The 10,092-nt window shown below is 63.9% G+C and carries 15 protein-coding genes; 1 reads left to right on the forward strand and 14 read right to left on the reverse strand.

All coding sequences use genetic code 11. From position 1 onward, the window contains the following. Nucleotides 1-148: 148 nt before the first annotated feature. From E4P82_RS18675 to E4P82_RS18710, 8 genes are all read right to left on the reverse strand, one after another. A complete protein-coding gene (locus E4P82_RS18675) occupies nucleotides 149-694 on the reverse strand; it encodes a GNAT family N-acetyltransferase (RefSeq protein WP_211203220.1) in 546 nt (181 codons plus the stop codon). 149 nt (nucleotides 695-843) lie between these two features. Beyond that, complete coding sequence (locus E4P82_RS18680) at nucleotides 844-1,524, reverse strand: VWA domain-containing protein (protein WP_169250288.1); 681 nt, start codon at nucleotides 1,522-1,524, stop codon at nucleotides 844-846. A 194-nt stretch (nucleotides 1,525-1,718) separates the two neighbouring features. After that, nucleotides 1,719-2,327, reverse strand: coding sequence for a Fic/DOC family protein (locus E4P82_RS18685; protein WP_169250289.1), 609 nt, complete (start codon nucleotides 2,325-2,327; stop codon nucleotides 1,719-1,721). Next, nucleotides 2,293-2,502 (reverse strand): antitoxin VbhA family protein, encoded by a 210-nt coding sequence (locus tag E4P82_RS18690; RefSeq protein WP_169250290.1) that lies wholly within the window; start codon nucleotides 2,500-2,502, stop codon nucleotides 2,293-2,295. Before E4P82_RS18690 ends, E4P82_RS18685 begins: the two co-directional genes overlap by 35 nt. 489 nt (nucleotides 2,503-2,991) lie before the next feature. Continuing rightward, nucleotides 2,992-3,369: a helix-turn-helix domain-containing protein gene (locus E4P82_RS18695; RefSeq protein WP_169250291.1), complete on the reverse strand. Its 378-nt coding sequence runs from the start codon at nucleotides 3,367-3,369 to the stop codon at nucleotides 2,992-2,994. A 12-nt stretch (nucleotides 3,370-3,381) separates the two neighbouring features. After that, nucleotides 3,382-3,675 carry a type II toxin-antitoxin system HigB family toxin gene (locus tag E4P82_RS18700; RefSeq protein ID WP_169250292.1) on the reverse strand — a complete coding sequence of 98 codons (294 nt, stop codon included), beginning with the start codon at nucleotides 3,673-3,675 and terminating at the stop codon, nucleotides 3,382-3,384. 78 nt (nucleotides 3,676-3,753) lie between these two features. Beyond that, nucleotides 3,754-4,005: a WGR domain-containing protein gene (locus E4P82_RS18705; RefSeq protein WP_169250293.1), complete on the reverse strand. Its 252-nt coding sequence runs from the start codon at nucleotides 4,003-4,005 to the stop codon at nucleotides 3,754-3,756. 177 nt (nucleotides 4,006-4,182) lie between these two features. Beyond that, entirely contained in the window at nucleotides 4,183-4,791 is a 609-nt protein-coding gene (locus E4P82_RS18710) for a DNA-3-methyladenine glycosylase family protein (protein WP_169250294.1), read from the reverse strand. A gap of 52 nt (nucleotides 4,792-4,843) precedes the next feature. Here E4P82_RS18710 and E4P82_RS22955 point away from each other — a divergent pair, with 52 nt between their 5' ends. Further along, nucleotides 4,844-4,969 carry a hypothetical protein gene (locus tag E4P82_RS22955; RefSeq protein WP_281383731.1) on the forward strand — a complete coding sequence of 42 codons (126 nt, stop codon included), beginning with the start codon at nucleotides 4,844-4,846 and terminating at the stop codon, nucleotides 4,967-4,969. 255 nt (nucleotides 4,970-5,224) lie between these two features. On the opposite strand, the gene E4P82_RS18715 is transcribed toward E4P82_RS22955, so the two are convergent. The 6 genes from E4P82_RS18715 to E4P82_RS18740 all read right to left on the reverse strand — a co-directional run. Continuing rightward, nucleotides 5,225-5,566 carry a CDGSH iron-sulfur domain-containing protein gene (locus E4P82_RS18715; RefSeq protein WP_312915710.1) on the reverse strand — a complete coding sequence of 114 codons (342 nt, stop codon included), beginning with the start codon at nucleotides 5,564-5,566 and terminating at the stop codon, nucleotides 5,225-5,227. 27 nt (nucleotides 5,567-5,593) lie between these two features. Continuing rightward, nucleotides 5,594-5,884, reverse strand: a complete 291-nt coding sequence (locus E4P82_RS18720; protein ID WP_169250295.1) for a hypothetical protein — start codon at nucleotides 5,882-5,884, stop codon at nucleotides 5,594-5,596. A gap of 76 nt (nucleotides 5,885-5,960) precedes the next feature. Continuing rightward, nucleotides 5,961-6,779 (reverse strand): hypothetical protein, encoded by an 819-nt coding sequence (locus tag E4P82_RS18725; protein WP_169250296.1) that lies wholly within the window; start codon nucleotides 6,777-6,779, stop codon nucleotides 5,961-5,963. 224 nt (nucleotides 6,780-7,003) lie between these two features. Next, nucleotides 7,004-7,921, reverse strand: coding sequence for a hypothetical protein (locus tag E4P82_RS18730; RefSeq protein WP_169250297.1), 918 nt, complete (start codon nucleotides 7,919-7,921; stop codon nucleotides 7,004-7,006). A gap of 23 nt (nucleotides 7,922-7,944) precedes the next feature. Further along, nucleotides 7,945-9,213, reverse strand: coding sequence for a DotG/IcmE/VirB10 family type IV secretion system protein (locus E4P82_RS18735; RefSeq protein WP_169250298.1), 1,269 nt, complete (start codon nucleotides 9,211-9,213; stop codon nucleotides 7,945-7,947). Between the two features lie 5 nt (nucleotides 9,214-9,218). After that, nucleotides 9,219-10,092, reverse strand: an 874-nt coding sequence (locus tag E4P82_RS18740; protein ID WP_169250299.1) for a DotH/IcmK family type IV secretion protein, incomplete at its 5' end; no start/stop codon positions are given.

Genomic DNA, 10,092 nt, shown 5'->3' on the forward strand with positions numbered 1-10,092 from the left:
TCACGGGCCGCAGCCATCGACGACGGCATTTCGGGCTACTATCTCGTCAACGAAATGGCCCGGGTAGCCGAGAGCCTGGAAACCCTGATCGAGCCCCCGGGATTGGGCGGTGTTCCAAACCTCCCCCCTGGCGACGATGGCGGCTTGGCTAATCACCACGGCCGAGCAAGTCCAATTGCGAAAGTATCGCAAGCATCCGCGTGGACCCAAGAAGCCGCCCGTGAAGCGGGCCCACGATCCCCACCGACCTCATGTATCCGTGGCCCGCCTGCTGGCGTTGCGCCACCAGGCCAACTGAGCCGCAACCACTCAGATCTTGACCACCTTCAAAGCCCTGGAGGTCGAACCCTCGCGCGCCGGCGAATCTTTCCAGGTCTTCGTACAGATGCCGCGCAATTCCGCATCGGCGCTTCGCGGCAACCACCGCGATCCGGTCGATGTAGACGAACCGCTCGTATCGCGTCTTGAACCAGAGGAAATTGAGACTGCCGTACTCGGCCAACGGGTCGAGCGCGATCAGAAATCCGACGAGGGTTCCCGTTGCTTCCGCCAGTCGAAAATAGATTGCCTGTTCGTGCAACTGGCGCAACCCGATCGGCGTCAGGGCGCCGACGTGGGGCCGGTGCGCCTGGTTGAGGGCCAGCACGTCCGCCCAGTCGGCGGCGGTGGCGTCTCGCAGGATGATGTCGCTCACGGTGAGTTCGACCTCTTCGCGTTCTTGGGTCCCTTCGCGCGACACGGCATCGCGGCTCCGACCGGCAAGCCCGCCACCCGCCCGACAGGCACCGACCGGTCCGCGTTCGCCCGACCGCCGCCAGCCGGTCGATCCCGCATCCGACGCGTTCAAATGGCAAGAATGGCTTTTTCCCGCGCCTTTTCCAGCCAACGCGGGAACTCGTTCAGCAACCGATCGTACAGCTCGGCGTCCTTGATCGCGTCCAGATCGTTGACGGGCATGAAACCGGCATTATCGATCAGCCGGCCCGAGAGCTCGTCCAGCTTGTGCAGAAACGGGAAGTCCTCTTTGCCGATCCCGACGAACTGCACGAACACCGGCTGGCGGGATAGCTCGCGGATCACCTCTATGGTGGCCGACCGATCCGCGTTGCCGCCGTCCGTGATGAATATCACGAACGCGGGAGCCGGTTGGGGAGCGCGGTATTTCTTCAACAGCATCCGCAACGGCGGCGCGTAGTTCGTGGCTTCCCGGATTTTGTACTGCGCCAAGATCACCCGCTCGACGTAGCCCTCGATCTCGTCCAGCGTCACCGCCGGCAGCGGATAGGCGTTCGTCCCGAACAGCAGCAGGTCGATCTGGCCATCGTCGTCGAAAGCGACCGCCAAGCCGAGGATGCGCTCGACGACCCGCTGCACCACGCCGGATTTGTAGAGGGCGTTCATGGAGGCCGAAATGTCTAGCACCAGCACCACCTGGGCGCGCTGGCCTTCGATCCCGTGTTTGTTGGCGGCGAAGGCCGCTTTTTTGCTCAGATCGACGATGCGCTTGCGAAGATCGACGGACACCGGCACCTCCTTCACTCAGATCGAGTGTCGCTTCACCGGAAATCTATTTTGGCTTGCCGAGGCCCATTGGTTCCAGCCCGGCCTCGTCGCGCGCTTCGGGACGCGGCAAAAAAGTTCCCTTTTGCGCGGTCAGCATCAAGGCACTAACCTATTGATCCGGCAAGAGCCAAAAGCGGCAAAAGGGTCGGGCAAAACTATTGGCCTGACGTTGACAACCGCCGGATATTTTCACGAATGAAAGCGGCAAATTTCGCGGTATCTCCCCGATGGAAGGCTTCAATCGAGGCTTGCGTCATCGCTTCCGGACTCATGCTCGTCCAGTCGATCCCGTAACCGTTGGCGCGGGCCAGGTGGTTGACGAACTCGCGTTGCGCCCGGCCGTTGCCTTCCCGGAACGGATGCAAGGCATTGATCTCACCAAGGTAATAGGCCGCTCGCTCGCTGAACGCGGCGGTGTCCAATCCTTTCAGAGATTGCTCTTTCGCCAGTTTTTCGAAAATCGGACTGGCCGCTCCGACAATGCGCGCGTGGTTGGCGAAATAGGAATTTCCCTTGGAAAGATCGATGGTTCGGATTTCGCCCGCCCAATCGTACACATCGCCGAAAAGATGCCGGTGAATGGCTTGCAGGTGGGCAAGATCGAAGTGCCCCGCAATCGGCTTCTGGCTCAATTCATAGCTTCGCCACGCCACGAAAGAAGCCTCGGCCTTTTCCAGCTCGCTTTCGTCGGTGATGCCCAGCCGGTTCCGGAGAACGCCCGTTTCAGGATCAAGGTAGTGATCCTGGCCCTCGTACTTCGCCATGCGCAAACTTTTCGTAGGTGTTTCTAATACCGTCCGCGATGTCGATCTCGCCTCGGGCGGCCCGCTTCATGTCCTCGATCACCTCAAGCGGTACTTCGAGCCCTTCAAGCCGCTGTTGGGCCACGGCGTTCTCGACGGCCTTCAGATTGAAGCGGATTTCCTGTTCGTTCGGCATACAACCCCTCCTGCCTGCTGGTAAATTACCTATAACACGGGGGGTTGAAAAATTCACTAAAGAACAGCAATGGACAAAATGTACTCTTCTATCCTCTGTTGACGGGGCGGACCCTCGCAAGCCCTTGAATTCGCAAGGAACCAAACCGCCGAACATGAGACAAACGAAGGATGAACGCTAACACCTGACCTCGCGCGAGGTGGACTGCCTGCTGGACGCCGTCCAGGGGCGCGGCACGAGGCCCGCGACCGCTGTCTGGTGCTGCTGCTCCTGTTCCGCCCAAGCGTGGGATCGCGGCAAGGCATCGCATAGGGTCTCGTCGCTGCCATAGCGTTTAAGATACCCATATGAATTCGCGTCCCCTCACCGGACCGCGTAATTCAAAAACAGCGAAATCACAGATTTAAAGTCTGGGTTTTCACATTTTGCTCCCCTAAAAGCAAAAAATAAGGGGAAAGAGCAAGAGGCGGCTGCTTCCACCCGCCTCCTTTACAGTCTTTTATCCCCTGTCTCGTAAGCCCGAATGAGAATGCCGGCGGGAATGTGCATTCTCTCGCTCAGACGGCGGATCATGTGAATGGTCAACGGGCGCTTGCGGGAAAGTACCTCGGAAACCCGGTTCCGTCCGCCAATCATCGGCTCCAGGTCCTTGCGGCTCATGCCAAGCGCTTCCATCCGATGCTGGATGGCCTCGATAGGGTCTGGCTCCTCAATGGGGAAGTGTTTTTCTTCCCATGCCTCGACAAGCGTCGCCAGCACATCCAGCCGGTCTCCATCCGGCGTCTCGGGCTCCGCGTCCATCAACCGCTCGATTTCCTCAAGCGCGGCCCTGTAGTCCCGTTCGGTTCTAATCGGTTTGATGTCCATGTCTGGCCTCTTTCATACCTGGGTTACATCGATTTTGTCGTACGCCGCATGCGTGCCTACAAAGCGGATATACAGGATCCGATAGGGATAGTTGACCTTCACCACCAGCCGATATTTGTTCCCGGCGATGTTGAAACACACCCGGTTATCTTCCAGGATGCTGGCGTTTCGATAGTCTGCCTTCACCTCCACCGGGGCTTTCCAGTCCGCCTTTTGCGCGAACTTAAACCACGCCTTCAACGGCTGCTCGGCGTCCGGATGGCGGTCCCAGAATTCCTGGAGCGCTTTGCGGGCGATAATCCTCATTCATTCAGTATAGCCATGTTCCCATTTTGGGATCAATAAAATAATAGTTTTGATCGATCAATAAATTATTTCAAGCTGTTAGCTTGCCGCCTCGACTCTATTAACCGCGCGATAACCGCGTCTTTCCTTCTGCCGGCGGATTTTCGCGCCTGCCTCGATGGCGGCGGCTTCGGTCTCGAACCCAGTTTCCCGGACCGTGCCGGAATGCCCGATCCGGCCCCATTCCCGGATCAGCATCCATGAACCAAACAGAGTCTGGACTACGGTGAGGGTATAGAAGCGCTGCCGATTATGAGCCGGCTCGCGCCGCTCCAGATAGATCGCGGTCATCGTCACTCTCCTCGACTGACCCCAGGTGCCACGGAGCGGTCTAAACCACGGACGACCGCCCTGTACCCTTGACTGTCAAGACAGTCGCCATGGGGGCGGGGAATACGGAGTCACACCAAGGATCAATCGTAAAGAGAAGACCCTTGCCCAGCCTTCTCAAATTCCGACGATCGTCCTTCAGAGCGCCCCGTCCACCCACCGCCACAAATGCAGCGCCAGGAACGAGCGGTAAGGAGCGAACCGGGCGGCGGCTTCCGCCAGGGATTGCCCCTCACGGAGCAAGCGGCGGAAGGCTTTGTTGGCGGCGGCATCCCGGTCCGGCCAGATATCCGGTTCCTGAAAATAGAAGATCGCGGCCATGTCACCGGTCCACGGGCCGATGCCTCGAACCCGGCACAAGTGCGCGGTGCGGGCCTCGGAGGTGAGGGCGCGCAGGCGAGTTGGGCACAAGTCGCCTCGGGCTTCGGCCGCGTTCAGCGCCAGCAGCGTTTGGACCTTGGGGCCGGACACCCCACACGTCTTCAGGATCGGGGCGTGTTCCTCGGTCCAAAAGGCCAGCAGATCGCCCGCATGCGTGTGGGCAGCTTCTTCGACCCGTCCCCAGATCCGGCGGGCTGCTTTCACCGACAGTTGCTGGCCGATCACGGCCCGAGCCAGGAACACGCCCAGACTCCGCGTTGCCGGTTTCGGCAACGCCAGCGGCCCGGCTGCCGCGATGCCCTCGGCCAGTTCGACGGACAGACCTCGGGCGGTTTCGACAAGATGGCGATGGATGTGCGTTTTCATGTTCAGGGAAAATCCGGTGATCGTTGGAGCCGACTGCCCTGGAACCCCGATCATGTCCGATAATGCCACCCCACACCGCACTGACCTGACCGACGCCGCCGAATCCCCCACCACCGATGACCTGGTGGCGCTGGCCCATGCCCGCCGCCAAGGCATTCTCGACGAGACCGGCGAGTAGTGGCTCGCGCGTCTGCCCGAGCGGCTGCGCGCCCTGGCCGATTGGGTGCTGGATGGCAAGATGGCAGGCGGTGATGTGGCCTATGCCGTGGCGGTACTGATCGACAGCCTCGAACACGCGCCGGGCGCCACCGGTTCGCACCGGCACTGAGCCGATGATCACCGACCCGCCCTGCCTCGCGTCTCGCCAGCTTCCGAGATGACGGCGATGGAAAAGGCCTGGTGAACAGGCGCCGCGTTGCCGCGCCGCGCGGGATCAAAGCGTGGCGTGCGTTCCATCGCACAACGGTTGGTTGCCGGTGCGCTTGCAGCCACAGAAATAGACCGTGCCGGATTTCCGCGCTTGGTATTCCACCGGCTCGAAGCCGCTGCCTTGGTGACTGCCATCGCAGAAGGGTTGGGTCTGACTCCGACCGCACGCACACCACCAGTAGCGCTGGCCGGCTTCCACCACCACGGGATAAGGGGATTTCTGGACCATCAACGGTTCGGTCATCGCGTTCTCCTTGCCATGCGGGTTATAGACTTCATGATCGCCCACGACTTGGTTTTGGGCACATTGCTCGGTCTCCGCCTGGCCGGCTGTGGGGATCGACATGATGCCATCTCCTCCGCCCTGGCGGAATCACACCGGCGGGCCGCCTCTGGCGATGCGGCGGCTCAACTGGGCCTGAGGCTGCGTTACGTCACTGGGACCGACATCGCGCCCGACGAACACACCGCCTTGGATTGGATTGGCTGGGCCACCGTCCAAGGGAACGCCGCCGCTCCGTTTGAGTTGGGTAGCTTTACACCCTGGGTACCGCGCCGGGACCACGGGCGGGCCGCCGATGGGCTGCGCCGGTCCGCGCTCCAAGGCTTTGCCCCGGCTCAGACCCGCCTGGCGATGCTGTATCTCGCTGGCGGGCGTGGCCAAGGATCGGGTCGATGCCGGCGCCTGGCTGTTGCTGGTCCTAGCGAAGCCTGGTCTAGTGCCATCCGGCGAAGCTGGGCTAAGTCTCGCCGCTGGCGGCGCCCGCTTCCTGCTGGATCTCAGCCTGATAGTTCTGAATCTCGTGTACGGGCGGACCGTGCATGAGGATCTCATCGTGGGCGGTGAGGGCATCGTAAGCGGTCTGGTACTCGTCCTCGACAATCAGCTCGGTCCGGGCGGGACCCAGCGACGGACCAGCGCTGGCCAGCGCCAGCTCGCGCGGGGTCAAATCCAGCACCGAGGCGTAGGCTTCCCGCATCGCGTCGATGTAGACCGCTACCGCTTCGGCCGGCTCCGCCCCCTGAGCCACACCTTTGGCGGCCTCGGTAAGCGCCGCCCATCCCATGGTTTCGTCCAGCCAGCTATCCAGCTTGTTGACCGCCACCGGCATGAGCATGCAATCGCCGAACACCACAACGAGATGACGCTTGATGGTCACGTTCGTGACCGGGACCGTGGGCAGCAGACCATCGAACAGTAACAACCCCGGACTGGTGTGACAGGCCGGTTGCTCGACCGTCCCCTGAAATGCTTGCCAGAAAGCGCCCTTGCACTCAATGCGAGTCTGCGCGGTGAGCGCGTCGCGCCGCTTCATTTCATGCAGCAGCACCATTTCGCGGGCAACGGTGCCTAAGCGTCGCTGGCCGTACAGCATCAGGCGATGCTCCAGATCCCGTGATGGCGTGGCCCGGCTATGCGAGCCCGTCTTATTGATAAACTTTCTTTGGCCATCCGGGGATAACGCCGCCAATCGGTCCAGTCGCCGCTCAAATTCCGGAACCCGTTGCCGGGCCTGGTTGACGATTGCTGCAAGACGGGCTTGCTGAAGCCGTGACATAGTGCCCTCCCCCTATCCATCCTGACACCCCTTGTGCTTTTCAAGTATAGAAAAAAGCCGCCGATACGGTCGTCATCACGAACATCAACTCGAACGACGCCGTGCGCTCGGCCCTCCGGATTCCTCACCGCCAACCGCCCGAACCCAGTTTTTTGACAGGACCGCCTCTGAATCACCTAATGGCTTGGCGTGCCGTCGTGGCGCGCATCGGCGAGCGGGGTTGCCTACCGCACCACCCGGCCGTCGCTCATCACCACGATGCCCTGGCGAGCATCGACCGTCCGCACCGCGCCCAGCGCTTTCAGCCGCTCACCGGCGACCACGGTCACCTCCCCACCTTTCGGCGTGCGCAACCAGGCGCGGTGGCCGCTGACCGCCTTCACCGACCAACCAGGAACCGCACGGCCGTTGGCCGAGAGGACGGTTTCGGCACCGAACGGTCCGCCCAGCCCGCCGCCACCGGCCCGCTTGAGCCGGGCCTCCACGTCCTCGACGGTGGTTTGCAGGGTGGCGATGGCCCGCCGGGCGGCGCTCAGGTCCGCCTGGAGCCGGGTCTGGCGGGTGTCGTCCCGGAGGCGTTGTTGACCGGCCTCGCTCACCAGCCCTTGCACCATCTGGCGAAGCGCGATGACTTGTTGGCCCAAGCCGTCCAACTGACCCTGGACCTCCGCCAACCGCTTCAGGGTTTCGGCGTCCAGATCGGTCAGAAAATCGTACTGCTCGCCGTCCCGCACGGTGAATCGCGGCAGTTCGGCGGGCGGCGCGCGGGGCGGCTGATCCCGGAGCGAGGCCCCCTGGGTCGCGGACAACACCGGGGAAGCGGGCGCCTTCCGATCGGGCATCGCGGCGGGAGCGGGAGCGTCGGTGGCGGTGGGCGACCGAGCCGACTGGGCCGACCGATCCGCTAGAGCCGCCAGGCTGGGCGTATCGTTCGAGGGAGACCCCCACCGCGACACGTCGTACAGGCCGGTTTCGCGCAGGACACCCGCCGCGCCGTACCATAGGGCCACGACCACCGCGACCACGACGACACTCATCCCGAAGCCGGGCCACCGACGCGGCGGTTTGACGGCCGATGGGCGATCGGTGACGGGCGGTGCGTCCTGGCGGGCCTCCTCGTCTATTGACGGCAACTCGGACATGGCGAGACTCCTTCGGCAGTGGATTACCGGGAAGCGGACGGCAAAGCGGACGGCCTGACCGGGTCGCTCGCCGGCGGCCAGCGCTCCGGCGGCGCGGTTCGCGGCGTCGGGGACGCGGCGGTGGCCGTCGACGGTTCTCCGGTGTCCTGACGGGATTCCACCGGCGCGACCATCAGCACGCCGATGCCCGTCCCGGCGGCGACGACAATGGTATTGGGCCGCTGGAAGTTCTCGGCCACCGCCGCGCTCATCCGTTGCCCCACAGTCCCCAGGGCCTCGCGCGCGATGTCGCCGTGATCGATCCCGTCCTTCGGTACGGTGACGACGCTGCCAAAGGCAGAGACCGTCGAGATGCTGTTGCTGTTACGGACGGCCTGGCCGTAGCCTTCCAGAAAACTCGACGCCAGCAGGGAGCCCCAGCGTTCCAGAGTGTGATGATCGACGCCGGTGGCCAGCGCCGTGCGGGCGGACTCGGTGTCGATGGCATAGGCGCGGATGGCATGGGTCTGGCGGTCGGGGGTGGTCAGAACGTTGAACGCGACCTGGACGCGCTCCGGACGACTCCCGACGACGGGCGGAAATGTGGCGAGCGTCCCCAACAACATCGCGCCCTTGAAGCGTTCGCCCACCACCTGGGCGCGCACCGGACCCGGCTCGTCGCTATTGATGGCCGTTTGCAGGACGGCAAAGAGGATATCGCCCGGCTGCGGAAGACCCCGCCCATCCCGTGGGCGCGGCGCGCGTGATTCGGTCCGAAGCACCTCGGCCCGTTTTTCCGCTTCGGCGCGCGCCCGCTGGCCCTGGACATCCTCGAAGACCACCATCCGCGTCGGTGGCGGCTCGAAGCGTTCCCGATAGGCCATCAGATCCTGGGCCTGGTTGTGCATGGCGCGGGCGAACGCCGCCGTCAGTCGGTCGGTTTCGTCCGGTGGCGCGGCACGCGGCGGCGCGGATGCGGCGGCGGCGGGTGGCGCGGCGGTTCGCGGCGGGGATGGCGCGTCGGGCGCCGTATCGCCCGCGCGCGGTTGCAGTTCGGGCGGGGACGGCACCGCGCTACCGCCCCGTTCGCGGGCGGTGTTGGCACGGTGTTCGTCCGCCATGTGTTGCAATCGCGCGTATTCCGGCGTCTGCGGTCCACCCGGCACGGATTGGACCCCGTTCACGCCCGGCGCGTGCGCGGCGGACGGGACCGGCATCGCGGGTTCCCAGGTGGCCCACAGGGTGGCCACCCCGACGACCACCAGGCCCAAAACCAATCCGAGCGCCTGTTGTTGATTCAGGGACATCGCCATCGTTCTCACTCCTTGACCAGGGCTTCGGTCATCTGGCCGTTGAAGCTCACCAGCAACACCGGGACATCCGGCAATTGGTAGGCGTGGAGGCCACTGGGCTGGCTGGCTCGCTGGCGGTATTCGGGGCTGTACAGTTCGGCGACCGTGCGCAGATACAGCGCGTCCCCGTCCCGCCACGCCATCGCGTCCGGCTCCACGCCGCCGATCTGGACACGGATCGCCGCCGCCGAGGGCGGTAACCCGTTCAACACATTGAGCAGCGCCGCGTCGATGCCGGTGGGACTGGCCGCGTGGTACTCCGTTGCGGCGTTGGGTCCGGCCAGGGGCAGCTTGAACTCCTTGCGGGCGTCGATGGTTTTCTGGCCCAGCGCCAGGCTCAACACCACCGGCGTGTGCAGGGCCTTGAGCGTCACGACCAGGTTGCCCGCCCCCGCCCCCGCGACCGGTTGCACCACCAGGAGGGTGGGGAGATCGTCCTTGTCGCCACTGGTGGTGCTGGCGGACACGGCGAACAGCTTATCGTTGAATCCCTGATAGGCCGTGATCGGCCAAATGGCGCCGGTGCGGTCGGTAAAGACGATGCTGGTGCCAAACCCTTGGGCCACCCGGACCACGGGTGGCCGCGTCGCGTTCAAATTCAGCGCCTCGGCGGTCATCACGGCTTCGGGTGGTCGCTGGTCCGCCGCCACCGCCTCGGTGATCTCCAGGGATCGAATCAGGCTTTGCAACTGGTCCGGCGTCATCGGCGTGAGGGTGTCCTCGGTCTGCTCAAACGCTCGGTCCCGCGCCCGCTCGCGGCGAGCCTGATGGCCGTGTTCAAGCGCTGGATTCGGCGGCGGTGGCGGTGACGGTGGCGACTCGACGACGGGCGGCGCGGCG

It is taken from the genome of Candidatus Competibacter phosphatis (assembly GCF_012939995.1).
Classification (GTDB): Bacteria; Pseudomonadota; Gammaproteobacteria; order Competibacterales; family Competibacteraceae; genus Competibacter; species Competibacter phosphatis.

Excerpts from the sequence above, each read along its gene's own strand:
- E4P82_RS18685 (WP_169250289.1), bottom strand. The coding sequence starts at position 2,327 with ATGGCGAAGTACGAGGGCCAGGATCACTACCTTGATCCTGAAACGGGC.
- E4P82_RS18690 (WP_169250290.1), bottom strand. The coding sequence starts at position 2,502 with ATGCCGAACGAACAGGAAATCCGCTTCAATCTGAAGGCCGTCGAGAAC.
- E4P82_RS18695 (WP_169250291.1), bottom strand. The coding sequence starts at position 3,369 with ATGGACATCAAACCGATTAGAACCGAACGGGACTACAGGGCCGCGCTT.
- E4P82_RS18700 (WP_169250292.1), bottom strand. The coding sequence starts at position 3,675 with ATGAGGATTATCGCCCGCAAAGCGCTCCAGGAATTCTGGGACCGCCAT.
- E4P82_RS18705 (WP_169250293.1), bottom strand. The coding sequence starts at position 4,005 with ATGACCGCGATCTATCTGGAGCGGCGCGAGCCGGCTCATAATCGGCAG.
- E4P82_RS18710 (WP_169250294.1), bottom strand. The coding sequence starts at position 4,791 with ATGAAAACGCACATCCATCGCCATCTTGTCGAAACCGCCCGAGGTCTG.
- E4P82_RS22955 (WP_281383731.1), top strand. The coding sequence starts at position 4,844 with ATGTCCGATAATGCCACCCCACACCGCACTGACCTGACCGACGCCGCC.
- E4P82_RS18715 (WP_312915710.1), bottom strand. The coding sequence starts at position 5,566 with ATGTCGATCCCCACAGCCGGCCAGGCGGAGACCGAGCAATGTGCCCAA.
- E4P82_RS18725 (WP_169250296.1), bottom strand. The coding sequence starts at position 6,779 with ATGTCACGGCTTCAGCAAGCCCGTCTTGCAGCAATCGTCAACCAGGCC.
- E4P82_RS18730 (WP_169250297.1), bottom strand. The coding sequence starts at position 7,921 with ATGTCCGAGTTGCCGTCAATAGACGAGGAGGCCCGCCAGGACGCACCG.
- E4P82_RS18735 (WP_169250298.1), bottom strand. The coding sequence starts at position 9,213 with ATGGCGATGTCCCTGAATCAACAACAGGCGCTCGGATTGGTTTTGGGC.